Raw genomic sequence first — 25,790 nt, forward strand, 5'->3', positions numbered from 1 at the left:
CGCTTTGTCCCCTCGTGGAGGCGATGTTGACAAGGCCGGAAGCCGTAAATATTCTCGGGCGATGACAAATGCCACGCCCGCCGCGCAGGAGCCGGCCGTTTCCCCGTCCGTGGCCAGGGCCGAAGCCGCCCGCTACGCGCTGTTGCGGCGCCTCGCGCCGTCGATGCGCCACCATCTCGTGGTCAACCTGCAGCCGATCGGAATGATCTACGAGGTCATGGACCGGCGGCTGCGCGCGCCGACGCCGGATCTGGCCAGCGTCCACGACAGCGCCCACAAGATCAACGGCTTCGCCCGTGCCGCCCTCGATTCGTGCCTGGACGTGGTCACCTGGCTGGCGCCGGACCAGACCGCCACCACGCCGGTGTCGGACGGCGTGCGCGAATGCGTCGGCCTGCTGGCGACCAGCCTCGGGTTCCGCGGCTATGCCATCCGCAACGAGGTCGGCGACCTGCCGGGCGCCGTGAGCCGCGCCTCCCTGCGCAACGTCCTGACCTCGTCGCTGGTCCACCTGACCGACCAGCATCCGCCGCCGGCCGACGTCGTGCTGACGGCCAGCGCGGAGGCACAGGGGCTGCGGGTGACGCTCATGCTGCGTCCTACCGACGGCAGCCAGGGCTTCGCCAACGAAGCGGGTTACCGCAAGCTGGAGTGGGGCGACGTGCAGGCGCTGGCGGATGCGGAATCGATCCAGGTCCAGCGCGACGGCCAGGCCCTGCGCATGGTGGTCCCCTGGACCACGCCGCGCGCCCGGGACGCCGGCTAGCGGGACAGCTCCAGCAGGGCGGCCGGAACCTCTGCCGGCAGCTCGCGCGCCAGGAATCCCAGCGGTCCGGCGCTGGCCAGCCGGGCGCCGGCGGTGGCGTGCAGCACGATGCCCCAGGCACAGGCCTGCTCCGGCGTGGCGCCGCGGGCGGCCAGCCCGCCGATGATCCCCGCCAGCGTGTCGCCGGAGCCGGACGTAGCCAGGCCCGCCTCGCCGGCGCGGTGGGTCCAGAGCCGGCCATCCGGAGTGGCGATGACCGTGGTCGCGCCCTTGAGCGCAACCACCGCATTCCAGCCCAGGGCAGCGTCCAGCGCGGCGCGCTGCGGGTCGGCCGCGATCTCCTTCTTGCCGCGCCCGCTCAAGTGCGCCATTTCCCCCGCGTGCGGCGTGAGGAGCACCGGCTGGGCGAACGGCGAGGTGCGGCCGGCGGCATCCATCGCCAGCGCATCCAGCACCACCGTGCAATGCGCCAGCCAGGGCAGCAGCCCGGCGACGAACTCGCCGCTGCCTTCCTCGTCCATCAGGCCGGGGCCGACGACCGCGGCGGCGCAGCCTGGCGCCACATCCTGCAGCCGCGCGAGGCCTTCCACGCCGAGTCCGCCGGCCGCGGTCTCCGGCAGGGCGATCACGCGGGCCTCCGGCATCGCCAGCGCCATTCCGCTGGCCACCGAAGCCGCCGTCGCGATCACCAGCTTGCCCGCGCCCGCGCGCAGGGCTGCGGTAGCCGCCAGCAGCGCGGCGCCCGGAATCTCCCGGCTGCCGGCGACCACCAGGATGGCGCCGCGCTCCTCCTTGTCGGCGTCGTCGGCGATCTCGGGCAGCGGCCAGGCCTTGAGCGCCCTGGCGTCGAGCACGGTGGATGGTGCCGCTTCGCGCTTCATGGCTTGGCGGCGACGTTGACGTCTTTGGCTGCGGTGACCGGCGCGCCCGCCTGCCGCAGCGGCGCGATGAAATTCACCAGGTCGGGCACCAGAGCGTCCTGTTCCGGGTCGTAGCGGTAGGAAGTGACGCCGCAGTTGGGGACGTCGGCCAGCCGGTCGATCGCCAGGATCTGCGCTTCGTCCATGCATTCCACCAGGTAGCGCATGCAGTTGACGATCACCTGGTGGGCGACCACCAGCACCCGCTGGCCGCCATGCTCGCGGGTGGCCATCTCCATCACGCTGCGCAGCCGCAGGATCACGTCGCACCAGCTCTCGCCGCCGGGCGGCCGGAAGTAGAACTTGCCCACGTGCGAGCGCTGCTCGCTCAGCTCGGGGAATTTGGCGCGGATGCCATGGATGGTGAGCCGGTCCAGCACGCCGAACTCCTTCTCCCGCAGCCGCTCGTCATGGCGCACCCGGACCGACTTGCCGTCGATGCCGGCTGCCTCCAGCAGCAGGCGCGTGGTTTCGCGGGCCCGCACGTAGGGCGAACACAGCACCACGTCCGGCCGGCGCTCCCTGGGCAGCTCGCCGAACCAGTGGCCGAGCGCCACCGCCTGGGTCTTGCCCAGCTCGGACAAGGGCGTGTCGATGTCGCGATGCTCGATGTCGATGACCGGCAATCCCGCGAGTTCGGCGGCGTCGCGGGCGACGTTGCCGGCGCTCTGGCCGTGGCGGACGATCCAGAGGGTGCGGGGCCATTGCTGCTGCATGCGAAGCGGGTCCTTTCAGCGCGCGAAGCCCAGCAGCTTCATCGCCGCAGCGGGCGCGGCGTGGCTGCCCTGGTAGTCCCGCCACGGCGCATTTCCCTGGTCGAGCCGCTCATGCACCGTCTTCACGGTCCACTGGTCGCCGCCGGTCAGGCCATCGAGTTCGTCCCAGGTGATGGGCACCGAGATGCCCAGGCCCGGGCGGGCGCGGGCCGACCACGCGCAGGCGGTGGTCGCGCCGAACCCGTTGCGCAGGTAGTCGATGAAGATCTTGCCCACACGGTTCTTCGGGCCGCTCTTGGCGACGAAGCGGTCGGGAATGGTGCGTGCCAGGTGCTGCACGATGGCGGCCGAAAAATCCTTCACCGTGTCCCAGTCGAACTGCCGCTTGAGCGGCACCACCACGTGCAGGCCCTTGCCGCCGCTGGTCTTGACGAAGGCCGGCAGCTTCAGCTCGCCGAGCATGGCCCGCACCAGCTGCGCCGCCTGCTGGACTTGCGCCCAGCTCACCCCTTCGCCGGGGTCCAGGTCGAAGGTCATCCGGTCGGGCTTGCCGATCGCGCTCTTGACGGCATTCCAGGTGTGGAACTCGATCACGTTCATCTGCGCCGCCGACAGCAGGCCCTGCGCGGTCGCGATTTCCAGCATCGGCTTGTGGTCCGGCGAGAACGACGGGTCGAGCTGCTCCACGCCCGGCATGTCGTAGCGCTCCAGGTGCTTCTGGAAGAACAGCTCGCCGCCGACGCCGGCCGGGGCCCGCACCAGCGACACCGGCCGGCCCTTCAGGTGCTCCATGATGAGCGGGGCGACCAGCGCGTAGTAGCGCACCAGCTCGATCTTGGTGGTGCCGCTTTTTTCATCGATGACCCGGTCCGGATGGCTCACCCGCAGCGACGCCGGCAGCGCCGGCGCCACGCCTGCGGTGGCCGCCGCCTTGGCTGCCCTGGCCGGCTTCACGCTGCTCGCCGCCTTGCTCGCCTTGGCCGGCTTGTCCGGCGGCGGATCGTGCCGGGGCTGTTCGCGCACGATGGACTTGGGTTTCTTGTCGGCCCGCAGGCCATGGAACACCGAATGGCGAATGCGTCCGGTGCGGGTCCATTCGCCGAAAGCGACTTCTCCCACCAGTTCGGGCCTGACCCAGTGCGCATTGCGGGGCAGTTCCGGATCCGGCGCGAAGGCCGGCTTGTCGCCCGCCAGCGCGTCCAGCCGCTCGCGGATGTCGCGCAGCGTGCGCTCGTTGAAACCGGTGCCGACGTTGCCGGCGTAGCGCAGCTGGCCTTCCTTGTCATAGACGCCCAGCAGCAGCGAGCCGATGCCGGTGCGCGAACCCTTGGGATCGGTGTAGCCGCCGATCACGAACTCCTGGCGCTGGCCGCACTTGAGCTTGATCCAGTCCGAGGAGCGCCGCGTCACGTAGGCCGAATCGCGGCGCTTGGCGACCACGCCCTCCAGCCCGAGCCGGCAGGCGGAGGCGACGATTTCCTGGGGCGGCGCGTCGAACACCGCGCTGAAGCGGACGTTGGCGGCGGGCTGGCGCTCCACCACGCGCTGCAGCACCTCGCGCCGCTGCTCCAGCGGCACGTCGCGCAGGTCGTAGCCGGCGCAGTAGGGGATGTCGAACAGGTAGTAGACGATGTCGGCGGTGCGCGCGCTGTCGAACGCGCCCTGCAGCGCCTGGAAGTCCGCCGGCACCCGGTCGCCCGGCATGATGATCTCGCCGTCGTACCAGCCGTCGGGCAGCTCCATGCCTTCGAGCGCCTGCGCCAGCTGCGGCAGCTTGTGGGTCCAGTCGTTGCCGTTGCGGGTGACGAGGCGCACCTTGCCGCGCTCGGCGCGGGTCAGCATGCGGTAGCCGTCGAACTTGATCTCGTAGATCCAGTTGTGCGGATCGGCCGGCGGGCTGTCCACCAGCGTTGCCAGCTCGGGTTGCAGTTCCGCGGGCAGTGCGGCCTTGCGCGCGCCCTGCGGCGGCCCGTCCACCACGGCCGATGCCGGCGCGCCCGCTGCCGCCTGGGCGGCGGCCGCGCCGGCTTTCGCTGCCGGCCGGTCCGGCAGCGCCTTCACGCTGTCGGGCATTTCATCCACCACGCTGAATTCGGCGGCCGGCCGCACATGCTCGTCCCTTTCCTTGATCAGCAGCCAGGCTTCCTGGCGTTCTCCCGGGCGCTGCTTCATCCGCACCAGCGTCCAGTGGCCGTGCAGCTTGTGGCCGCGCAATTCGAACTTGAGCTTGCCGTCCCGGTAGCCCTGGCGCGGGTCGCCGACCGGCACCCAGGTCCCCTTGTCCCAGATGATCACCTTGCCGGCGCCGTATTGCTTGGGCGGGATGGTGCCCTCGAACTGGTTGTACGACAGCGGATGGTCCTCCACATGGACGGCCATGCGCTTGTCCGCGGGGTCGAAGCTCGGGCCCTTGGGCACGGCCCAGCTCTTCATCGTGCCATCGAGTTCCAGCCGGAAATCGTAGTGCAGCCGGGTGGCCCAGTGCTTCTGGATCACGAACACCCGTTCCTTCTCGTTGGGAACGCCGCCTGCGGCCGGCTCGGGCGTGATGTCGAAGTTGCGCTTGTCGCGGTAGGCCTTCAAGGCACTGGAGGATCGATCGTCCATGGCGGTCTCTTTTCTGCTGCAACGATAAGAGCTGGTCCTGGCAGGACCTGTAGGACAAGCCTGCTTTGCGGCGTGAGGGGCGGTTAACGCAGCGTGGCCAGCAGCGCCACCAGCCGCTTCTCGGCGGCGCTCAGGCCGGAGCCGCCGCCCTTGGCTGCCGGAACGTGCTCGTCGAACAGGGCGTGGCCCTTGAGCGCCGCGAGTCTCATGCCCAGTTCGAGCACGCCCGGATGGATATATGCCTTGCGGCAGACCGCCGGCGTGTTGCCCAGGCTGTGCGCCACCTCGGCCAGCAGTTGCTTGAGGGTGAAGCTCTCGCCCGAGGCGCCGCAGAACTTGCGCAGCGTGTCCAGCGCCAGCACGCTGCCGTGCCAGGTGCGGAAGTCCTTCGCGGTGAAGTGCTCCGGGCAGAGCGAATCGAGGAAGTCGTTGACGTCGCCGGAACCGACGGTGTGCAGCTCGCCGTCCTCGCCGCGGTACTGGAACAGCTCCTGCCCGGGCAGGTGCAGGCAACGCCGCACCACGCGCAGCACGCGCGGGTCCTTGACCTCGACGTCGTGGCGCACGCCGCTCTTGCCGCGGAACGAGAGCCTCAGCGACTCGCCCTGGATGCGCACATGGCGGTTGCGCAGGGTGGTCAGCCCGAAGGATCCGTTCTCCCGGGCGTACTGGTCGTTGCCGACGCGGATCAGCGTCGTGTCGAGCAGGCGGACGATCGTGGCGAGCACCAGCTCGCGCGAATGCTCCTTCTGCGCCAGCTGCCGCTGCACCTTGCGCCGCAGCCCGGGCAGCGCCTTGGAGAATTGCAGCAGGCGCTCGAACTTGCCGGTGTCGCGTTCCTCGCGCCAGGTCGGGTGGTAGCGGTATTGCTTGCGGCCGCGGGCGTCGCGGCCGGTGGCTTGCAGGTGGCCATTGGGAGAGGCGCAGATCCAGACCGATTCGTAGGCCGGCGGGATGGCGAGCTTGCGGATCCGCGCCAGCTGGGCTTCGTCCTTGATCCAGCGGCCCTTGCTGTCGCGGTATGCGAATTCATTGCCACGCCGCACCCGGGTGATGCCCGGCTGCGCGTCGCTGGAATAGAAAAAGCCGGCGGGGACGGCGCCGGCCTCGGGATGTGCCGTCTCGGCAAAGGAGCCGGACGCCAGCAGCATGGTGGCGTCCCGGCCCCGCGATCAGGAAGCGGCGCGGAACTGGTCCCGCAGCATCTTGACCTGGTCGTGGTTGCGCTGCAGGCCCTGCATCTGGCGCTCCACCACCAGCTTGACCGCAGCCGGCAGCGGCTGCTTCAGCGCCTTGGCGTAGCGCGCCTTGGCGTTGTCTTCGCCGCGTTCGCATTCCTCCAGCACCGCCTTGTCGTCATAGGTGCTGAGCGTCGCCTTCACCGCCACCCAGCCGCGGTGCAGGGCGCCCATCGCGCTGCCGTGCTCCTCGATCGAGCCGCCCAGGCTGCGGATCTGCTCGTTGAGTTCCTGCGCGGCGCTGCGGCAATCGTCGGCACGCTGCAGGAAGGTGGACTTCAGGTCGGAGCGCTTGGCCTGCTCGGCGCAGGCGCGGAAGCCGTACTCGCCGTCCTTGCAGCATTCGACCAGGTCCTGCAGTGCGTCGACCACATCGTCGGTGTCGCCCGACATGTTGCCGGCACTTTGCGCCTTGCCCACTGCAGCGGCGGCGCCACCGGTCTTGAGCGTGGTGTCGACGCGGTTCCATGCCGCGCGGCTGGCGTTCTTGGCCTGCGGCCAGGACAGGCTGGAGCCGCCGCGGGTCGATTCCCATTCGGACGCCAGGCTCGGCTCGGCCAGGTCCCAGCTGTCGTAGCGGGTGCGGCCGGTCACGCCCAGGCGGTACGCAGGGGCGTACTCGTCGAAGGCGCGGCCCGACTCATAGTAGGGTTCGCGCGAATAGTTGTCGCGCCAGTACGCTTCCTCGGCCGTCGGGTTCACCGACTCTGCCGCTGCCTTGCCGGCCAGTCCGCCGACCACGGCGCCGACCACGCCGCCGACGGCCATGCCGATCGGCCCGCCGATGGCACCGACCGTCGCGCCGGCGACGGCACCGCCGGTGGCACCGATGCCGGTTCCGACCGGATGCGCCCCGGGTTCGTCGGTGATCGGGTCGCGGTTCAAATCTCGTTCTTCAGCAGCCATGGGGTGCTCCTTCGTCAGTCAATGGGGATGGATGATCACGCAATGCCGCAACGTGGCGGCGTCATGTGTGATGTCATCTTGCGGTCCATGCCCCAGCCGCGGCCGTCAGGCAAAGCGCGACAAAGGCTGTAGGAACTTTCCCACTGTGGGCGGGCGCAGCGCATGGCGGCGCTCACAGGGGGTCGCTGGCTTGTCCTACAGCTGCTGGCGCAATCGCGGGGCACCCTGTTGGCAAGGCTCCGCCATGAAGCAGTCGCTGCGCAAGACCCCAACCCAGCTTCACCTCGCTTACAAATACGGTGAAGGCAGCGACCGCCTGATCGGCCGCAATCTTTCCCTGCTGCTCGAAGACGCGGAGCTGACCATCACAATCGACCTGTCCACCAATTTCCAGTTGCGCAACAAGAGCTCCCCGGCCTACCTCGACGCGGTCAATTTCGTCCACAACCACCACAAGCTGTGCTCTCTCCAGTGCAGCGACAACCTGGTGCGGACGCGCTTGATCCGGGCCTGGGAAAAGGTCCAGGACCCCCAGCTCAGGATGTGCCTCGAGCTGGGGCAGCGAGGGCGCTTCCTCTATCGCGTGCAGCCGCACTCGCTGTTCGCCGGCGGGATCCAGCTGGACGTGGTGGAAGTGCTGGAAGAGGACCTGCGTCCCAGCCGCCTGCTGCCGCCGCAACAACTGGACAACTCTAGGAGCCACCAATGATCCACCGCTTTCTGGCCGGGCTGACCCGCGCCGCCGCCGTCCTCGCCATCGGCGCTGCCTCGATGCACGCGATGGCCGACGACGCCGCGGGGCTGCGCGCCAAGCACGCCGAACTGCGCGAGCAGCTCGCCAGCAATCCGTTCAAGCGTCCGCTGGTGATCGAATCGGCCCAGGCCGGCGACAACCTCAAGGGCGACGTCTATGCGGTGCTCGATCACCCGTTCAGCACCCTCAGCGGTGAGCTCAAGACCCCGGAAAACTGGTGCGACATCCTGATCCTGCCGTTCAACACCAAGTACTGCCATGCGGTGAGCGGTGACGGCGGCACCAACCTGATGGTGCGCATCGGCCGCAAGTTCGACCAGCCGGTGCAGGACGCGTACAAGCTGCAGTTCTCCTACCGCGGCGTGGCCGCCACGCCCGACTACTTCGAGAGCCGGCTGCGCTCCAAGGAAGGGCCGATCGGAACGCGCGACTACCACATCGTGATCTCTGCGGTGCCGCTGGACGACAAGCGCACCTTCATGCACCTGAGCTATTCGTACGGCTACGGCTTCGCCGGCAGGGTGGCGATGCAGGCCTACCTCGCCACCGCCGGCGCGGACAAGGTCGGCTTCAGCGTGACCGGCAGGGACGCCAATGGCCAACCGGTGTACATGGGCGGCGTGCGCGGCGCAGTGGAGCGCAATGCGATGCGCTATTACCTGGCGATCGATTCCTATCTCGATTCGCTCAGCGCCCCCGAGGGCCAGCGGGCCGAGCGCCGCATCCAGAGCTGGTTCAACGCCACCGAGCGCTATCCGCGCCAGCTGCGCGAGATGGACCGGCCGACCTACGTGGCGATGAAGCGCAACGAGGTCGAGCGCCAGCAGGCGCTGATCCAGTGACACTCCTGGGGCCTTGTGTCGCCACCTCACATCGCTGCGCGATATGAGTGGCCACCAAGTCTGCCGAACCGCTGCGCGGTTGCTGGCCTCAATTATTTGAGGCCAGCCGCTGCACGCAGCGCGGCAGCCTTGTCGGTGCGCTCCCAGGTGAACTCCGGCTCTTCGCGGCCGAAGTGGCCGTAGGCGGCGCTCTTCTCGTAGATCGGGCGCAGCAGGTCCAGCATCTGGATGATGCCCTTGGGCCGCAGGTCGAAATGGTCGTGGATCAGGGAGGCGATCTGGTCGTCCGGAATCACGCCCGTGCCTTCGGTGTACACGGTGATGTTCATCGGCTTGGCCACGCCGATCGCGTAGGCCACCTGGATCTGGCACTGGCGGGCGATGCCGGCGGCGACGATGTTCTTGGCGACGTAGCGCGCGGCATAGGCGGCCGAGCGGTCCACCTTGCTCGGGTCCTTGCCCGAGAAGGCGCCGCCGCCGTGCGGGCAGGCGCCGCCGTAGGTGTCGACGATGATCTTGCGGCCGGTCAGGCCGCAGTCGCCCTGCGGCCCGCCGATGACGAAGCGGCCGGTCGGGTTGATCAGGTACTTGGTTTCCTTGAGCCACTCCTTGGGCAGCACCGGCTTGATGATCTCCTCGATGATCGCCTCGATGAAAGATGCCTTCATCTTCTTGGGCGTCTCGCTCTGGTCCGGGCTGTGCTGGGTCGACAGCACCACGGTGTCGATGCTGTGCGGCTTGCCGTCCACATAGCGCATCGTCACCTGGCTCTTGGCGTCCGGGCGCAGAAAGGGCAGCCGGCCGTCCTTGCGCAGCTGCGCCTGGCGCTCCACCAGCCGGTGGGCATAGTGGATCGGCGCGGGCATCAGCTCGGGCGTCTCGTCGCAGGCATAGCCGAACATCAGGCCCTGGTCGCCCGCGCCGGTGTTGAGGTGGTCGTCGCTGGCGTGGTCCACGCCCTGGGCGATGTCGTTGGACTGCTTGTCGTAGGCCACCAGCACGGCGCAACCCTTGTAGTCGATGCCGTATTCGGTGTTGTCGTAGCCGATCCGTTTGAGCGTGTCGCGCGCGACCTGGATGTAATCGACGTTGGCCTGCGTGGTGATCTCGCCGGCCAGCACCACCAGGCCGGTGTTGGTCAGCGTCTCGGCTGCCACGCGGCTGCGCGGGTCCTGCTTGAAGATCGCGTCCAGGATCGCGTCCGAGATCTGGTCGGCCACCTTGTCGGGGTGGCCTTCGGACACGGATTCGGAAGTAAAGAGAAAGTCGTTCGCCATTTGAATAAACTCCGTCGGTTGGTTGCAAGGCGCGTTGCCTTGTGCCGGAGCTTGGGGCGAACGCTTTAGCAGATCTTTTTTAACGTCGCCCTGCAAGTAGTTCATAACTCGGCGACCAGCAGATTTTAATCCGATTGAAAACCCTGTTCCGCCTGCTGTCTGCGCTGCCGTTGTTCCTGCTCCACATGCTGGGCGGGCTGCTCGGCTGGGTTGCCTTCCTCGCTTCGCCGGTCTACCGCCGCCGATTTCTGGCCAACGCCGCGCAGGCCGGCCTGCGCCTGGCCGACGTGCGGCGGGCCATCGCCGGCGCCGGCGCGCTGATCGCCGAGACGCCGCGCCTGTGGTTCGGACGGCCGCCGCGGATCGAATGGGACGGCGCCGGCCTGATCGAGCAGGCGCGCGCCGCCGGCCGCGGCGTGGTATTCCTGACGCCGCACCTGGGCTGCTTCGAGGCGACGGCCCAGGCCTATGCGGCCCAGCATGGCCGCATCACCGTGCTGTACCGGCCGGCGCGCAAGGCCTGGCTGCGCGAGATGGTGGACACCGCGCGCGGCCGGCCGCAGCTGGCCACCGCGCCCACCACGCTGGCCGGCGTCAAGCAGATGCTCAAGGCGCTGAAGGCGGGGGAGGCGGTCGGCCTGCTGCCCGACCAGGTTCCGCCGCTGGGGCTGGGCGAGTGGGCGCCGTTCTTCGGCCGTGCCGCCTACACGATGACGCTGCCGGCGCGGCTGGCGCAGCAGACCGGCGCCCGCATCCTGCTGGCGTGGGGCGAGCGGCTGCCCTGGGGCCGCGGCTACCGGATCCACCTGCGCGCTGCGCCGCCGACCCTGGCGGCCGATCCGGCGGCGGCAGCGGCGCAGGTCAATGCGCTGATGGAAACGCTGATCCGCGAATGCCCCAGCCAATATCTCTGGGGCTATGCGCGCTACAAGGCGCCGGCGGAGGCCCGCTGATGTTCAGCCGCCTCGGAGTCCTGCTGATGCGGGCGCTGGCGCCGCTGCCGCTGGCGTGGCTGCGGGCGCTGGGCTGGGCGCTGGGCTGGGTGCTGTATGTCCTGATCGGCTCGCGCCGGCGGGTGGCGCGGGCCAACCTGGACCAGTGCTTTCCGCAATGGAGCCCGCAGCAGCGCGCGGCCCTGGTGCCGAAGATCTTCGTGCGCTTCGCCCAGGCGTGGTTCGACCGCGCCTGGCTCTGGCACGGCAAGCCGGAGGTGGTGCGGCGCCGCCTGCACGTCACCGGCGCCGTCTCGGAATTCGACGGCGACACGCCGATCGTGATCTTCGCGCCGCATTTCGTCGGCATGGACGCGGGCTGGACCGCGGTGACGCAGCAACTGCCGCGCCGCTTCACCGGCATCTACACCGACCAGTCCAACAAGATCGTCGACGCCTGGATGCTGCAGGGACGGCAGCGCTTCGAGACCGCCCGTCCCTTCGGCCGGGTGGACGGCGTCAAGGACATCGTTTCCGCCCTGCGCGGCGGCTCGCCGCTGTACCTGCTGCCCGACATGAATTTCGGGGTGGAGGAGTCGGTCTTCGTGCCGTTCTACGGCGTTCCGGCCGCCACCTTGCCCTCGCTCTCGCGCTTCGCGCGGTTGGGCGGCGCCAAGGTGGTCCCGGTGGTGGCGCGGATGACGCCGCAAGGCTACGACGTGGTCGTAATGCCGGCCTGGAAGGACTACCCGACCCGCGACGTGACGGCGGACACCGCGTTGATGAATCTTCGGCTGCAGGAGTACATCGACACGATGCCCGACCAGTACTACTGGGTGCACAAGCGCTTCAAGAGCCGCCCGCCTGGCGTGCCGGGGATCTACTGAGATCTTGGGGACGGCGTCCGGCGCGGTCCGAGCGGCTAGGCACCCAGGAAATTCGCCAGCCGCGCGGCGACGAATTCCGGCCGCTCGTGCACGATCCAGTGGCTGGCGCCTTCGACCTTCTCCAGCGTGAGATGGGCGATGTACTGCTCCAGGCCCTCGATCAGTTCCGGCGGCAGGGCGACGTCGTCCAGGCCCCACAGCACCAGCGTCGGGATGTCCACGGTCAGCATCGCCATGGGCAGCTCGATCGCGGCGGCGCCGGCGTCTTGCGGCCGCGGCGGCCGCAGCGGCGAGGCGCGGTAGTAATTGCAGCCGCCGACCAGGCCTGCACCGGGGGCGCTGCCGGCCGGCCCGCTCCACACCGCGCGGTACTGGTTCTTCACCGGCTCGGTCAGCCACGCGGCAGGCGTCCCGGCGTGGGCGAAGAACGGCCACATCCGGGCGAAGTCGTTCTCCGCCAGCAGGCGCTCGGCGTCCGGCCGGATCAGGAAATTCATGTAGGCGCTGGCGGCCTGCTGCTTCGGATTGCCCTTGAGCTCGCGCAGGAAGGTGCCGGGGTGGGGCGAGTTGACGATCGCCAGCCGCTTCGTCAGCTGCGGCAGCTGGTTGGCCAGGTTCCAGGCGACCGCGCCGCCCCAGTCGTGCGCCACCAGGCATTCGAGCGGGGAACCGACGACGCCGATCAGCGCCGCGATGTCCTGCACCAGGGGCTTGGCACGATAGGCCTTCACGTCCGCCGGTGCGCTGGAGCGCTCGTAGCCGCGCAGGTTGGGCGCGATGCAGCGGTAGCCGCCATGCTCGGGCCGCGCAAAGTGCTCCAGCAGCGGGTCCCAGACGAACGCGGCCTCCGGGAACCCGTGCAGGAACATCAGCACCGGCCGTCCCGGCTCGCCGGCGGCGCGGCAGCTCAGGGTGATGCCATGCGGCAGCGGCTGCTGGAAGGTCTCGATGGTCACGCTGTCTCCGGGGCCGGATGGATCCATTGCCAAAGCAGCATGGCGGCGTCTTCCACCCCCTGCTTCTTCAGCGCGGAGAACAGTTTCGCCTCGCCGCCGCCGGCCTGCAGTCGCGCAATCGACAGCGCCTTGGTCTGTTCGCTGCGATTGAGCTTGTCGGCCTTGGTCAGCAGGAGCAGGAATTTCAGCCCCTGCTCGACCCGCGGCCGGATCACCTCCAGCAGGATGTCGTCCAGCTCCGTCAGGCCGTGGCGCGGATCGACCAGCAGCACCACGCCGCGCAGGTTCTCGCGCGAGACCAGGTAGTTGGCCATCACCTGTTGCCAGCGCAGCTTGTCCTGCTTTGGCACGGCGGCATAGCCGTAGCCTGGGAGGTCGGCCAGCACCGCGTCGGTGACGCCCTGCTTGCCCAGGGTGAACAGGTTGATGCTCTGGGTGCGGCCGGGCGTCTTGGAGGCGAAGGCCAGGCGCTTTTGCTGCGTCAGGGTGTTGATGCAGGTCGACTTGCCGGCGTTGGAACGGCCGACGAAGGCGATCTCGGGGTAGTCGTGCGGCGGCAGGAATTCGAGCGTGGGCGCGGTCGTCAGGAATTTGGCGGTGTGCAGCCAGCCCATCGCCACGGTGGCGGGGTCCTTCTCGGGGGCGGGGCGGCTCTCTTGCGGGGGCGCGGGCTTGGTCATGGAGAGCTTCGGTGTCGGGGGGAACCCAGGGAGGGCATTGTAGAATCACGAGGTTTTGCGCCAATAGACCGAACTCGATATGAAGCTTCTCGCATCCCTGCTGATGGCCGCCTCGCTGGCGGCGACCTCCCTGTCCGCGTCGGCAGCGGATGAAAAGCCGGCCGCCGCGCCGGCCGGGCACGGCGCCGTTGCGGCCGCTCCTGCCGCCCCCGCCGAGGCCAAGCCGGACCTGGTCCAGGGCGAAGCGAAGTTCACCGCGGTCTGCGCCGCCTGCCACGGCGCCGACGGCAATTCGGGCGTCCCGGCCAACCCCAAGCTGGCGCAGCAGCATCCCGAATACGTGGTCAAGCAGCTGCAGGACTTCAAGTCCGGCAAGCGCCCCAGCCCGATCATGCAGCCGATGGCTTCGCAATTGAGCGACGCCGACATGAAGAACATCGCCGCCTGGGTGACCTCCAAGAAGGGCAAGGCGGGCTTCGCCAAGGACAAGGACCTGGTCGCGATGGGCGAGCGCATCTACCGCGGCGGCATCGCCGACCGCCAGGTGGCGGCCTGCGCCGGCTGCCACAGCCCGAACGGCGCCGGCCTGCCCTCGCAGTTCCCGCGCCTGTCCGGCCAGCATGCCGACTACACCGCCGCCCAGCTGACCGCCTTCCGCGACGGGGTGCGCAAGAACGGCCCGATCATGGTGCAGGTCGCCGCCAGGCTCAATGACCGTGAAATCCGCGCCGTCTCCGACTACATCGCCGGTTTGAGATAAGCGGGGCCCGCGGGAACCAACCCCGCCCTCCAGGACACTACCCAAGGCGGGATCTGCGGATACCCGCCTTTTTTCCTTCCATCCATCCAATGACTGTTTCCACCCAGGGCCTTCGCGTGCGCAGCGGCTCGCCCGGTCTTCGCGGCGCAGTGGAACTGCTGTCGTCGATGCGGTTCTCGATTTCGCTGCTGACCGTGATCTGCATCGCGTCGGTGATCGGCACGGTGCTCAAGCAGCACGAGCCGCTGGTCAACTACGTCAACCAGTTCGGCCCGTTCTGGGCCTCGGTGTTCCTGGCGGTGAAGCTGAACGCGGTCTACAGCGCCTGGTGGTTCCTGCTGATCCTGGCCTTCCTGGTGACCAGCACCTCGCTGTGCATCGCCCGCAACACGCCCAAGATCATCACGGACCTGAAGGCGTTCAAGGAGAACATGCGCGAGCAGAGCCTGCAGGCGTTCCACCACCGCGCCACCGCGCCGCTGCCGCTGGCGCCGGAGGCAGCCGCCCAGCGGATCGGCAAGACCCTGTCCGGCGGCGGCTGGAAGGTGCGGCTGCAGCAGCGCGAGGGCGGCTGGATGGTGGCGGCCAAGGCCGGCGCCGCCAACAAGCTGGGCTACATCGCCGCCCACAGCGCGATCGTGCTGGTCTGCCTGGGCGGCTTGCTCGATGGCGACCTGATCGTGCGGGCCCAGATGCTGTTCAACGGCAAGACCCCCTACACCGGGGGCGGGATGATCGCGGACGTGAAGCCGGAACACCGGCTGGCGGCCTCCAATCCGACCTTCCGCGGCAACCTGCTGGTGGCCGAGGGCACGCAGTCGTCCACCGCGATCGTCAACCAGTCCGACGGCATCCTGCTGCAGGACCTGCCGTTCTCGATCGAGCTGAAGAAGTTCATCGTTGAGTACTACTCCACCGGCATGCCCAAGCTGTTTGCCAGCGACATCGTGATCCACGACCGCGAGACCGGCAAGCAGGTCCCGGCGCGGGTGGAGGTGAACCATCCGGCCAGCTACCACGGCATCGAGATCTACCAATCGAGCTTCGACGACGGCGGCTCGCGGGTCAAGCTGCAGGCGGTGCCGATGAACGCGGCCAGCAAGCCGTTCGAGGTCGAGGGCACCATCGGCGCCAGCACGCAGCTGGTGCGCGGCGCCGGCGACACCGCCGACAAGATGACGCTGGAGTTCACCGGGCTGCGCGTCATCAACGTCGAGAATTTCGGCGCCGGGGCGGGCGACGGCAGCGGCACCGACGTGCGCAAGGTGGACCTGCGGCAGTCGATCGATTCGCGCCTGGGCGCCGCCAACAAGACGGTGACGAAGAAGGAACTGCGCAACGTCGGCCCGAGCGTCAGCTACAAGCTGCGCGACGCCGCCGGCCAGGCGCGCGAATTCAACAATTACATGCTGCCGGTCGACATGGGCGACGGCGTGCCGGTCTACCTGATGGGCATTCGCGACACCCCGGCCGACCCCTTCCGCTACCTGCGGATCCCGGTGGACGACCAGGGCGGCATCAATGGATTCGTGCGCCTGCGGCTGGCGCTGCTGGATCCGGCGCTGCGGGAACAGGCGGTCCGCCGCTATGCCGCCAAGGCCACCGACGCCTCGCGTCCCGAACTGGCCGGCCAGCTGGCGGCGTCCGCCTCGCGGGCGCTGGCGCTGTTCGCCGGCGACCCCCCGTCGGGCAAGGAGGGCGTGCCCAGGGGTGGCCTGCAGGCGATCTCCGAATTCATGGAAACCAATGTGCCGCAAGCCGAGCGTGCCCGCGCCGGCGAGGTGCTGGTGCGAATCCTGAGCGGCGCCCTGTTCGAGCTGGCCCAGATCACCCGCGAGCAGGACAAGCTGGCGCCGCTGGAACCGAGCGAAAAGACCCAGGCTTTCATGAGCCAGGCGGTGCTGGCGCTGAGCGACGCCCACCTGTATCCGGCACCGATCGCCTTCGAACTCAAGGACTTCACGCAGGTGCAGGCCAGCGTGTTCCAGGTCACGCGCAGCCCCGGCCGCAACATCGTCTACCTGGGCTGCGCCCTGCTGATCCTGGGTGTATTTGCAATGCTGTATGTTCGTGAACGCCGGGTGTGGGTCTGGCTGGCGCCGCGCGACGGCGGGGCCCAGGCCACGATCGCCTTGTCAAGCAACCGCAAGACGATGGACACGGACCGCGAATTCGCCGTGCTGAAAGACAAACTCATGGGGCTCGCAGCATGAACACCGCTACTACCACCGCCACCTTCGACCTGAACGAAGGCTTCTTCGCGCGCCGCAACTGGCTGGACTGGCTGTTCGCCGCCATTGTGGTGGCCGGCGGGCTGTTCGGGTTCTCCCGCTATTCGGCGTACATGGACGTCTACGAGAAGGGCATCCTGCTGGCCGCGATGCCGGCGGCGATCTGGATCGGCTGGTTCTGGCGCCCGCTGCGCATCCTGATGCTGGTCGCGGCGGCCTTCGCGCTGCTGGGGATCGCTTCGTACCAGGGCAACCTGGCGCGCGCGGACAGCGTCTTCTGGCTGAAATACTTCCTGTCCAGCCAGTCCGCCATCCTCTGGATGAGCATGCTGGTGTTCATGAGCACAACGTTTTACTGGATCGGCATGGCATCGCGCGGCGAGGGCGCCACCATGGCCGCCATCGGCTCGAAGCTGGCCTGGGCGGCGGTGGCGATGGCGCTGATCGGCTCGCTGGTGCGCTGGTATGAAAGCTACCTGCTGGGCGCCGACATCGGCCACATCCCGGTGAGCAACCTGTACGAGGTGTTCGTGCTGTTCTGCTGGCTGACCACCACCTTCTACCTGTACTTCGAAGACCAGTACAAGACGCGCGCGCTCGGCGCCTTCGTGATGCTGGTGGTGAGCGCCGCGGTCGGCTTCCTGCTCTGGTACACGGTCGTGCGCGAGGCCCACGAGATCCAGCCGCTGGTGCCGGCGCTGAAAAGCTGGTGGATGAAGCTGCATGTCCCGGCCAACTTCATCGGCTACGGCACCTTCGCGCTGTCGGCGATGGTGGCCTTCGCCTACCTGATCAAGCTGCAGGCCGGCCAGACGCGCTGGTACAAGCTGGCGCCCCTGTGGCTGCTGGGCGTGGTGCTTTGCTTCGAGCCGGTGGTGTTTCGCAAGACGGTGGAAGGCGCCAGCAGCTACTGGGCGGTGTACTTCGGCATTTCGGCGCTGATCGTCGGCGGCATCCTGTTCGGGCGGCAGCGCATCGCTTCCAAGCTGCCGCCGCTGGAAGTGCTGGACGACGTGATGTACAAGTCCATCGCCGTCGGCTTCGCCTTCTTCACCATCGCCACCGTGCTGGGAGCCCTGTGGGCTGCCGAAGCCTGGGGCGGCTACTGGAGCTGGGACCCGAAGGAAACCTGGGCCCTGATCGTCTGGCTGAACTACGCCGCCTGGCTGCACATGCGGCTGATGAAGGGCCTGCGGGGCACGGTCTCGGCCTGGTGGGCGCTGGCGGGCCTGGCCGTCACCAGCTTCGCCTTCCTGGGCGTGAACATGTTCCTGTCGGGCCTCCACAGCTACGGGACGCTCTAGGCAACTTCGGCACGGTTGTTGAATCCTTGTGAGAATGGCCTGCGTATTCACCGCACCGGCCCCACAAGGAATCTAGCCATGCTGATCAAGACCCACCGCGACGGGTTCGTCCATCCCGTCTCCAGCGAAATCACCCCCGAGGCGATCTATCGCGATCGCCGTGAACTGATGCGGCTGATGGCCGGCGGCGTGGCCGGCGCCGCGCTGGCGTCCTGGGCCGGGCGGCAGGCGTTCGCCCAGGCGTCCAGGCCGGGCAGGCTGGCCGCGATCGCCGCTGCCAAGTCGGCCGTTCCCGGCGCCGTCACCATGGAAAAGGTGACCGATTACAAGGACGCCACCAGCTACAACAATTTCTACGAGTTCGGCACCGACAAGTCCGATCCGGCCAAGAACGCCCACACCCTGAAGACCACGCCCTGGACGGTGGAGATCGAGGGCCTGGTGAAGAAGCCCGGCAAGTACTCGCTGGAAGACCTGATGAAGCTGAGCGCGCAGGAAGAACGGATCTACCGCCTGCGCTGCGTCGAGGGCTGGTCGATGGTGATTCCCTGGGTCGGCTACTCGCTGTCCAAGCTGGTCGAGAAGGTGGAGCCGCAGGGCAACGCGAAATTCGTCGAGTTCATCAGCCTGGCCGATCCCAAGACCATGCCTTTCGTCGGCTCGCGCGTGCTGGACTGGCCTTACGCCGAAGGGCTGCGGATGGACGAGGCGATGAATCCGCTGACGCTGCTGGCCTTCGGCATGTACGGCGAGGTGCTGCCGAACCAGAACGGCGCGCCCGTGCGGCTGGTGGTGCCGTGGAAGTACGGCTTCAAGAGCGCCAAGTCGCTGGTGAAGATCCGCTTCACCGACAAGGAGCCCCAGACCGCCTGGAACAAGGCGGCGGCCAACGAGTACGGCTTCTACTCGAACGTGAACCCGCAGGTCGACCACCCGCGCTGGAGCCAGGCCACCGAGCGCCGCATCGGCGAAGACGGCCTGTTCGCCAAGAAGCGCAAGACCCTGATGTTCAACGGCTACGAGGCGCAGGTGGCGCAGCTGTACGCCGGGATGGACCTGAAGAAGAACTTCTGATGGCAGCCGGCACCGCCAAGCGCCTGTCGGTGGCGGCGCTGCTCCTGCATCCGGCGGCCAAGCCGGTGCTGTTCGTGGCGGCGCTGCTGCCCTTCGGCTGGCTGTTCTACGGCGCGCTGACCAACCAGCTGGGCGCCAACCCGGCCGAATACCTGATCCGCGCCACCGGCGACTGGACGCTTCGCTTCCTGTGCCTGACGCTGGCGGTGACGCCGCTGCGGGTGATCACCGGCACGCCGGCGCTGGCGCGGCTGCGCCGGATGATCGGCCTGTTCGTCTACTTCTATGTCGTGCTGCACCTTCTGAGCTACAGCTGGTTCGACATGGGCTTCGACGTCGCCGACATCGCCAAGGACATCGCCAAGCGGCCCTTCATCCTGGTGGGCTTCAGCGGCTTCCTGCTGCTCACGCCGCTGGCGGCAACCTCGTTCAACCGCGCGGTCAAGGCGATGGGCGCGCGGCGCTGGCAGGCGCTGCACAAGCTGGTCTACGTGATCGCCGGCCTGGCCCTGCTGCACTTCTTCTGGATGCGGGCCGGCAAGCACAACTTCGCCGAGGTCGCGGTCTATGCGGCGATCATCGGCGTGTTGCTCGGCTGGCGCCTCGTCCAGTACGCCAGGAAGAAGCGCGTTGCCGCTGGCGCGGCCCAGGGCGCGCTGCGGCCGCGCAAGGGCTCAGGGCAGCAGGCGCTCTGAACGCATCTGGTCCGCCGGGCTCTCGCGCTCGCGGATCAGGTGGGCCTTGCCGGCGTCGACCAGCACTTCGGCGGCGCGGCCCCGGGTGTTGTAGTTGCTGGCCATGCTCATGCAATAGGCACCGGCCGACATCACGGCCAGCAGGTCGCCCTGGTCGACCGCCAGCGCGCGCCCGTGGCCGATCCAGTCCCCGCTCTCGCAGACCGGCCCCACCACGTCGTAGACGCTCGATGGGCCATTGCCCTGCCGCAGCGGCACGATCGCGTGGAAGGCCTGGTACATCGCCGGGCGCGGCAGGTCGTTCATGGCGGCATCGACGATGCAGAAATTCTTCTGCTCGCCCGGCTTGAGGTAAAGCACCTCGGTGACGCAGACGCCGGCGTTGCCGACCAGCGAGCGCCCGGGTTCGATCATGAACTTGCGGTCGCCGAAGCCGCGGCTGTCGATCTTGGCGAACAGCGCGCTCCACAGCGCGTCGGCCTTGGGCGGCTCGTCGCCGTTGTAGTCGATGCCCAGGCCGCCGCCGAAGTCGATGTGGGGCAGCGGGATGCCGGCGGCCTCGACCGATTCGACCAGGTCCAGGATGCGGTCCATGGCGTCGAGGTAGGGCGCCTGCGTGGTGATCTGCGAGCCGATGTGGCAATCGATGCCGACCACCTTCAGGCCCGGCAGCGCCGCCGCGCGCTGGTAGGCGTGCAGGGCGCGCTCGTGGGCCACGCCGAACTTGTTGCCCTTCAGGCCGGTGGAGATGTAGGGATGGGTCTTGGGATCGACATTCGGGTTGACGCGGATGCTCACCTGCGCGGACTTGCCCGCCGCAGTGGCCACCTCGCTGAGCACTTCGAGTTCGGCTTCGCTTTCGACGTTGAAGCAGCCGATGCCAACCTGCAGCGCCCGTGCCATTTCGGCGCGGGTCTTGCCCACGCCCGAAAAGATGATGTCCCCGGGCGCTGCGCCGGCGGCGAGTGCCCGTTCGAGTTCGCCGCCGGACACGATGTCGAAGCCACAGCCGGCCCGCGCGAACACCTGCAGCACGCCGAGCGAGGAATTGGCTTTCATCGCGTAGCAGATGCTCGCGTTGCGGCCGGCAAAGCCGCGCCGGTATGCCGCCAGCGACTCCAGCATCGCCGCCTTGGAATAGACGAACAGGGGCGTGCCGAACTGGCGCGCCAGCGTGGCCAGGGGCAGGCCCTCGACGCAAAGCTCGCCCCCGACCATGTCGAAATGCGGGCGGCCGGGAAGCTGGGATGGGATCATTGGGGGACGGGCAAGGGCGAGGCTGTGCCGGTCGCAGGGGGCGCGGACGCGGGCGAGGCCGGCGGCGTCGCGGCCGCCGGGCGGACCGACTCCGTCAGCGTGGCGCGGTTCTGCGCGGCCGGGTCGGTGGGGATGAACAACGGCCCTTTCTGGCCGCAGGCCACCAGCGGCGCGACCACGATTGCCGCAAGGGCAAGGCGGCGCAGCGGGGCGCTCACTAGAATTCGGCAAACTTTCAACATGGTGAAATTGTAATGACCGACCTGGAATTCATGGATCGCGCCGAGGCGCTGCTGGCGCGGGTCGAGCAGAGTTGCGACCGAATCAACGACGAATCGGACGCCGACATCGACAACCAGCGGGTCGGCGGCATGGTGACGCTCTCGTTTCGCAACGGCACCCAGATCGTCGTCAACCTGCAAAAGCCGCTGCAGGAGGTGTGGATGGCGGCGCGGGCCGGCGGCTTTCACTACCGGTTCGACGGCTCGCAGTGGAGCGACACCAAGGGGCAGGGCGAATTCTTCGCGCACCTGGCGCGCTACGCCAGCGAGCAGGCCGGGCAGCCGCTGACATTCGAGGGCTGAACCTGGCCGCGCGGGCTAGTTGCGAAACAGGTCCAGGATGCTCTTGCGCTCGTCGGTGGCCGGCAGCGGCTGGCGCGGCGGCGGCATGCCATCGGAGTTCAGCAGGCTCTTGTCCTCCGGCGGCGGCGGCGGTCCCACCGGCGCCGCGGGTGCCGTGCCGAGCGAGGCGACACCGTTGCCGCGCGCGTACTCCTCGAAATACCACTCCCCGCCCACATTGACCACGCCCGCCGGCGCCGACGGTTCCATGATCGGGACGCCCTTGAGCGCCGTCTCCATGAAATTGACCCAGACCGGCAGGCTCAGGCCGCCGCCGGTCTCGCGGTCGCCCAGCGAACGCGGATTGTCATAGCCCATCCAGACGATCGCGACCAGCGTCTGGTGGAAGCCGTTGAACCAGGTGTCGATCGAATCGTTGGTGGTGCCGGTCTTGCCGTACAGGTCGGGCCGCTTGAGGTCGCGCTGCGCCTTGGCGGCGGTGCCCGAACGGGCCACTTCCTGCAGCAGGCGGTCCATGATGAAGGCATTGCGCGCATCGATCGCGCGGACCGCTTCGTTGGGCAGCGGCGGCTGGCTCTCCACCAGCGCCTTGCCCTTCTGGTCCGTGATCTTGGTGACCAGCCACGGATTGACGCGGTAGCCGCCGTTGGCAAACACCGAGTAGCCCAGCGCCATCTGCATGGGCGTGACGGACCCGGCGCCCAGCGCCATCGTCAGGTAGGGCGGATGCTTGTCGGCATCGAAACCGAAGCGCGTGATCCAGTCCTGCGCGTTCTGGGCACCGACCGCCTGCAGGATCCGGATCGACACCATGTTCTTGGACTGGGCCAGCGCCCGGTGCAGCGGCATCGGGCCCTCGAACTTGCCGTCGTAATTCTTCGGCTCCCAGGGCTGGCCGCCAGTCACGCCGGCGTCGAAGAAGAGCGGGGCGTCGTTGATGATGGTCGACGGCGTGAAGCCTTTTTCCAGCGCCGCGGAATAGATGAACGGCTTGAAGCCCGAGCCCGGCTGGCGCCAGGCCTGGGTCACGTGGTTGAACTTGTTCTTGTTGAAGTCGAAGCCGCCCACCAGGGCGTGGATCGCGCCGTCGCGCGGGTCCAGCGCGATGAAAGCGCCTTCGACCTCCGGCAACTGCGTGATCTCCCAGGTGTTCTTGGGCGTCTTGGCGATCCGGATGACGGCGCCGCGGCGGATCTTGATCTTGGGCGGCGCCTTGTCCGACAGGCCGGACTGGGCCGGCCGCAGGCCTTCGCCGACGATGTCGATCTGGTCGCCGGTCTGGCGCACGGCGACGATCTTCTTCGGGCCCGCTTCCAGCACCACCGCAGCCAGCACATCGCCGTTGTCCGGATGCTCGGCCAGGGTGTCGTCGATGGCGTCCTCGGCTTCCTTGGGGTCGGCCGGCAGGTCGATGAATTCCTCGGGGCCGCGGTAGATCTGGCGCCGCTCGTAATCCATGATGCCCTTGCGCAGGGCACGGTAGGCCGCGTCCTGTTGCTCGGCCTTGACGGTGGTGAAGACGTTCAGGCCGCGGGTGTAGGTTTCGTCGCCGTACTGGGCATAGACCAGTTGCCGCACGGTTTCGGCGATGTACTCCGCGTGCACTTTCGTATTGTCGCCGCCGCTGCGCACATGCAGTTCCTCCTTCTTGGCGGCCTCGGCTTGCGCAGCGGTGATGAAGCCGTTCTCCAGCATCCGCTCGATGATGTATTGCTGGCGCGAGCGTGCGCGGCTCGGGTTGCTGATCGGGTTGTACGCGGAGGGCGCCTTCGGCAGTCCGGCCAGCATGGCCGCCTCCGCGATGGTCAGTTCCTTCATCGGCTTGCCGAAGTACGCCTCCGAGGCGGCGGCAAAGCCGTAGGCACGGTTGCCCAGGAAGATCTGGTTCATGTAGATCTCCAGGATCTGGTCCTTGGAGAGCAGGTGTTCCAGCTTGAACGTCAGCAGCACTTCATAGAGCTTGCGGGTGAAGGTCTTTTCCGAGGAGAGATAGACGTTGCGGGCCACCTGCATCGTGATGGTGGAAGCGCCCTGGCTCTTGACGCGCCCCAGGTTGGCCAGTGCCGCGCGCATCAGGCCCTTGTAGTCGACGCCGCCATGGGAATAGAAGCGTGCGTCCTCGATGGCGAGCACCGCGTTGACCATCACCTTGGGGATTTCCCGGATCGGCGTGAGGTTGCGGCGCTCCTCGCCGAATTCCCCCATCAGCAGCCCCTCGGAGGAATAGATGCGCAGCGGTAATTTTGGGCGGTAATCCGACAGATCGGAGATATCAGGAAGATTTGGGTAGGCAACCGCCAGCGCCACTCCTACGATAGTGATAACGCTGAGCAGGCCCGCCAGGAACAGCCCGCCGATCCACAGCAGAGCTCGCATGAGGCGGCTGCGCAGGGCGGGTTGCGCAGACGGACCGGACGACGTGGCAGACGCATCGGATGAGGAATCGGAAGGCATACAGGTCCAGTTGACGTCCCGCGGCCATTATAGAAATGGGCCTGATGCGGGGCTCGTTAGGGCGGGGAGCAGGGTCGGGCGGTCCGCCGGATGCCGGCGGTCCACCGCCCATTATTGCAGGTCAAGGCGTCGGGTTTTGGCAACGATTGTTGGGTCCGAAATAGAAAATCCCTTTGCGGGACAAGGATGTTGCAGCTAGCATTGAAGTGATTTCTTAACTTTGTTACGCCGCGAAATCCGGGGTATCAGGAGACAGTCGTGAGCTTACTGGGGTCGTTGTTTAGCCGCCAGCCGGCGCCTTTGCTGGGCTTGGACATCAGTTCTTCTAGCGTCAAGCTGGTCGAGCTGGGCCGGGACAAGGAAGGCAATCTGGTTCTGGAGCGCTGTGCGATCGAGCCCCTCGAGCGGGGCTGGATCACCGACGGAAACGTCGAGAAGTTCGATGAGGTGGCCGAGGCCATGCGTCGCGTCGTGAAGAAGAGCGGCACCCGCACGCGCAACGTGGCCATGGCGCTGCCGCCCTCGGCGGTCATCACCAAGAAGATCATCCTGCCCGGCGGTATGAGCGAGCAGGACCTGGAGGTCCAGGTGGAAACCGAGGCCAACCAGTACATCCCGTTCTCGCTGGATGAGGTGAGCCTGGATTTCTGCGTGATCGGCCCCAGCCCCACTTCTGCGGGCGATGTCGAAGTCCTGATCGCCGCCTCGCGCCGCGAGAAGGTGCAGGACCGGCAAGGCCTGGCCGAGGCCGCAGGCCTGAAGCCGGTGATCATCGACGTGGAATCCTATGCGTCCCGCCTGGCGGCCGGCCGGCTGATCGAAGCGCTGCCCAACCGCGGCGTGGACACGATGGTTGCGCTGTTCGAGGTCGGCGCATTTACCACCAGCATGCAGGTCATCCGCAACGACGAAGTCCTGTATGACCGGGACCAGGCCTTCGGCGGCGCCCAGCTGACGCAGCTGATCGTGCGGCAGTACGGCTTCTCCCCGGAAGAGGCGGAAACCAAGAAGCGCAACGGCGACCTGCCGGAGGACTACGACGCGGGCGTGCTCAAGCCCTTCGTGGACAGCATGGCCCAGGAAATCGCCCGCGCAATGCAATTCTTCTTCACCAGTACCCCGCACAACCGGGTGGACTACGTGATGCTCGCCGGCGGCTCTTCAGCGCTTCCCGGCCTGACCGAGACCGTGACGGCCCAGACGTCGTTCCCGTGCATGCTGGCCGACCCGTTCGAAGGCATGCAGATCGGCGACGGGGTGCGGGAAAAGAAGATGCGCCGTGAGGCACCGTCGTACCTCACGTCCTGTGGCCTGGCCATGCGGAGGTTCCTGCAGTGATCCTGATCAACCTGCTGCCTCATCGCGAGGCTGCCCGCAAGCGCCGGCGCGAGGCGTTCTTCGCCACGCTCGGCGTGTCCGCCCTGATGGGCGGTGTCATCGCCGGCGGCATCTTCCTCTGGTACGCCGCGCAGATCTCCAACCAGCAGGCAAAGAACGTGGTGCTGCAGACCGAGATCAAGCGCCTCGAGGGCCAGATCAAGGACATCGCCACGTTGCAGGAAGAGATCGCGGCACTGCGGGCCCGGCAACAGGCCGTGGAAGACCTGCAGGCCGATCGCAACTTGCCGGTCCACCTGCTCAACGAAATGGTGCGGCAGCTACCCGACGGCGTCTTCATCACCAGCATGAAGCAGGAGAACCAGGTCGTGTCGATCCAGGGCGTCGCCCAGTCGAACGAGCGCGTTTCCGAACTGCTGCGCAACCTGGGCAACAACAGCCCCTGGCTGACCAAGCCGGAACTCATCGAGATCGTGTCCGGCACCGTTCCTCTGGGCAAAGAGCAGCGGCGGGTCTCCAACTTCCAGATGAAGGTCAGGCTGTTGCGGTCCAGCGAGGCGCAGAAGGCCGCTGGCGGCGCCAGTGCCGCATCCGCTCCGGGAAAGACCTGAC

General features: G+C 67.8%; 24 protein-coding genes. 13 read left to right on the top strand and 11 right to left on the bottom strand.

Annotated features, from left to right (window positions below):
* Positions 1-61 precede the first annotated feature (61 nt).
* A complete protein-coding gene (locus ACFPOE_RS22870) occupies positions 62-766 on the top strand; it encodes a hypothetical protein (protein WP_376852655.1) in 705 nt (234 codons plus the stop codon).
* On the opposite strand, the gene ACFPOE_RS22875 is transcribed toward ACFPOE_RS22870, so the two are convergent.
* The 5 genes from ACFPOE_RS22875 to ACFPOE_RS22895 form a co-directional block, all read right to left on the bottom strand.
* Positions 763-1,647, bottom strand: a complete 885-nt coding sequence (locus ACFPOE_RS22875; protein WP_376852656.1) for an NAD(P)H-hydrate dehydratase — start codon at positions 1,645-1,647, stop codon at positions 763-765. The genes ACFPOE_RS22870 and ACFPOE_RS22875 overlap by 4 nt on opposite strands.
* Entirely contained in the window at positions 1,644-2,402 is a 759-nt protein-coding gene (locus tag ACFPOE_RS22880; RefSeq protein WP_376852657.1) for a histidine phosphatase family protein, read from the bottom strand. Before ACFPOE_RS22880 ends, ACFPOE_RS22875 begins: the two co-directional genes overlap by 4 nt.
* Before the next feature lie 15 nt (positions 2,403-2,417).
* Positions 2,418-5,009 (bottom strand): DNA ligase D, encoded by a 2,592-nt coding sequence (gene ligD, locus ACFPOE_RS22885; protein WP_376852658.1) that lies wholly within the window; start codon positions 5,007-5,009, stop codon positions 2,418-2,420.
* A gap of 83 nt (positions 5,010-5,092) precedes the next feature.
* On the bottom strand, positions 5,093-6,160 hold the full coding sequence (locus tag ACFPOE_RS22890; protein WP_376852659.1) for a DNA topoisomerase IB: 1,068 nt from the start codon (positions 6,158-6,160) through the stop codon (positions 5,093-5,095).
* 21 nt (positions 6,161-6,181) lie between these two features.
* On the bottom strand, positions 6,182-7,153 hold the full coding sequence (locus ACFPOE_RS22895; protein ID WP_376852660.1) for a ferritin-like domain-containing protein: 972 nt from the start codon (positions 7,151-7,153) through the stop codon (positions 6,182-6,184).
* Between the two features lie 244 nt (positions 7,154-7,397).
* On the opposite strand from ACFPOE_RS22895, the gene ACFPOE_RS22900 reads away from it, so the two are divergent.
* Entirely contained in the window at positions 7,398-7,862 is a 465-nt protein-coding gene (locus ACFPOE_RS22900) for a hypothetical protein (RefSeq protein WP_376852661.1), read from the top strand.
* Positions 7,859-8,749, top strand: a complete 891-nt coding sequence (locus tag ACFPOE_RS22905; protein ID WP_376852662.1) for a hypothetical protein — start codon at positions 7,859-7,861, stop codon at positions 8,747-8,749. The genes ACFPOE_RS22900 and ACFPOE_RS22905 overlap by 4 nt, the downstream gene beginning before the upstream one ends.
* 92 nt (positions 8,750-8,841) lie before the next feature.
* On the opposite strand, the gene metK is transcribed toward ACFPOE_RS22905, so the two are convergent.
* Complete coding sequence (metK, locus tag ACFPOE_RS22910) at positions 8,842-10,026, bottom strand: methionine adenosyltransferase (RefSeq protein ID WP_376852663.1); 1,185 nt, start codon at positions 10,024-10,026, stop codon at positions 8,842-8,844.
* Positions 10,027-10,160: 134 nt separating this feature from the next.
* On the opposite strand from metK, the gene ACFPOE_RS22915 reads away from it, so the two are divergent.
* Both ACFPOE_RS22915 and ACFPOE_RS22920 read left to right on the top strand, forming a co-directional pair.
* On the top strand, positions 10,161-10,979 hold the full coding sequence (locus ACFPOE_RS22915; protein WP_376852664.1) for a lysophospholipid acyltransferase family protein: 819 nt from the start codon (positions 10,161-10,163) through the stop codon (positions 10,977-10,979).
* On the top strand, positions 10,979-11,845 hold the full coding sequence (locus ACFPOE_RS22920; protein WP_376852665.1) for an LpxL/LpxP family acyltransferase: 867 nt from the start codon (positions 10,979-10,981) through the stop codon (positions 11,843-11,845). Before ACFPOE_RS22915 ends, ACFPOE_RS22920 begins: the two co-directional genes overlap by 1 nt.
* A gap of 35 nt (positions 11,846-11,880) precedes the next feature.
* Here the strand turns inward: ACFPOE_RS22920 and ACFPOE_RS22925 are convergent, their stop codons facing one another.
* Positions 11,881-12,828, bottom strand: coding sequence for an alpha/beta fold hydrolase (locus tag ACFPOE_RS22925; protein WP_376852666.1), 948 nt, complete (start codon positions 12,826-12,828; stop codon positions 11,881-11,883).
* Complete coding sequence (gene yihA / locus ACFPOE_RS22930; RefSeq protein WP_376852667.1) at positions 12,798-13,481, bottom strand: ribosome biogenesis GTP-binding protein YihA/YsxC; 684 nt, start codon at positions 13,479-13,481, stop codon at positions 12,798-12,800. The genes ACFPOE_RS22925 and yihA overlap by 31 nt, the downstream gene beginning before the upstream one ends.
* A gap of 79 nt (positions 13,482-13,560) precedes the next feature.
* On the opposite strand from yihA, the gene ACFPOE_RS22935 reads away from it, so the two are divergent.
* The 5 genes from ACFPOE_RS22935 (at position 13,561) to ACFPOE_RS22955 (ending at position 19,545) form a co-directional block, all read left to right on the top strand.
* On the top strand, positions 13,561-14,241 hold the full coding sequence (locus ACFPOE_RS22935; RefSeq protein WP_376852668.1) for a c-type cytochrome: 681 nt from the start codon (positions 13,561-13,563) through the stop codon (positions 14,239-14,241).
* Between the two features lie 89 nt (positions 14,242-14,330).
* Positions 14,331-16,454 (top strand): cytochrome c biogenesis protein ResB, encoded by a 2,124-nt coding sequence (locus ACFPOE_RS22940; protein ID WP_376852669.1) that lies wholly within the window; start codon positions 14,331-14,333, stop codon positions 16,452-16,454.
* Positions 16,451-17,776 carry a c-type cytochrome biogenesis protein CcsB gene (ccsB, locus tag ACFPOE_RS22945; protein WP_376852670.1) on the top strand — a complete coding sequence of 442 codons (1,326 nt, stop codon included), beginning with the start codon at positions 16,451-16,453 and terminating at the stop codon, positions 17,774-17,776. Before ACFPOE_RS22940 ends, ccsB begins: the two co-directional genes overlap by 4 nt.
* Positions 17,777-17,854: 78 nt before the next feature.
* Complete coding sequence (gene msrP, locus ACFPOE_RS22950; protein ID WP_376852671.1) at positions 17,855-18,850, top strand: protein-methionine-sulfoxide reductase catalytic subunit MsrP; 996 nt, start codon at positions 17,855-17,857, stop codon at positions 18,848-18,850.
* A complete protein-coding gene (locus tag ACFPOE_RS22955; protein WP_376852672.1) occupies positions 18,850-19,545 on the top strand; it encodes a protein-methionine-sulfoxide reductase heme-binding subunit MsrQ in 696 nt (231 codons plus the stop codon). The genes msrP and ACFPOE_RS22955 overlap by 1 nt, the downstream gene beginning before the upstream one ends.
* Here ACFPOE_RS22955 and lysA read toward each other — a convergent pair.
* Together lysA and lptM are read right to left on the bottom strand one after the other, a co-directional pair.
* Positions 19,525-20,802: a diaminopimelate decarboxylase gene (gene lysA / locus ACFPOE_RS22960; RefSeq protein WP_376852673.1), complete on the bottom strand. Its 1,278-nt coding sequence runs from the start codon at positions 20,800-20,802 to the stop codon at positions 19,525-19,527. The two genes, ACFPOE_RS22955 and lysA, sit on opposite strands and share 21 nt — an antisense overlap.
* Positions 20,799-21,044 (bottom strand): LPS translocon maturation chaperone LptM, encoded by a 246-nt coding sequence (lptM, locus tag ACFPOE_RS22965; protein WP_376852674.1) that lies wholly within the window; start codon positions 21,042-21,044, stop codon positions 20,799-20,801. The genes lysA and lptM overlap by 4 nt, the downstream gene beginning before the upstream one ends.
* A gap of 12 nt (positions 21,045-21,056) precedes the next feature.
* On the opposite strand from lptM, the gene cyaY reads away from it, so the two are divergent.
* A complete protein-coding gene (gene cyaY / locus ACFPOE_RS22970) occupies positions 21,057-21,386 on the top strand; it encodes an iron donor protein CyaY (protein ID WP_376852675.1) in 330 nt (109 codons plus the stop codon).
* 15 nt (positions 21,387-21,401) lie between these two features.
* On the opposite strand, the gene ACFPOE_RS22975 is transcribed toward cyaY, so the two are convergent.
* Positions 21,402-23,840, bottom strand: coding sequence for a penicillin-binding protein 1A (locus tag ACFPOE_RS22975; RefSeq protein WP_376852676.1), 2,439 nt, complete (start codon positions 23,838-23,840; stop codon positions 21,402-21,404).
* A 258-nt stretch (positions 23,841-24,098) separates the two neighbouring features.
* On the opposite strand from ACFPOE_RS22975, the gene ACFPOE_RS22980 reads away from it, so the two are divergent.
* Positions 24,099-25,178: a pilus assembly protein PilM gene (locus ACFPOE_RS22980; protein ID WP_376852677.1), complete on the top strand. Its 1,080-nt coding sequence runs from the start codon at positions 24,099-24,101 to the stop codon at positions 25,176-25,178.
* Positions 25,175-25,789 carry a PilN domain-containing protein gene (locus ACFPOE_RS22985; RefSeq protein WP_376852678.1) on the top strand — a complete coding sequence of 205 codons (615 nt, stop codon included), beginning with the start codon at positions 25,175-25,177 and terminating at the stop codon, positions 25,787-25,789. Before ACFPOE_RS22980 ends, ACFPOE_RS22985 begins: the two co-directional genes overlap by 4 nt.
* Position 25,790: the final 1 nt, after the last annotated feature.

The sequence above is a fragment of the Caenimonas terrae genome (assembly GCF_042655405.1).
In the GTDB taxonomy this organism is placed as follows: Bacteria; Pseudomonadota; Gammaproteobacteria; order Burkholderiales; family Burkholderiaceae_C; genus Ramlibacter; species Ramlibacter terrae_A.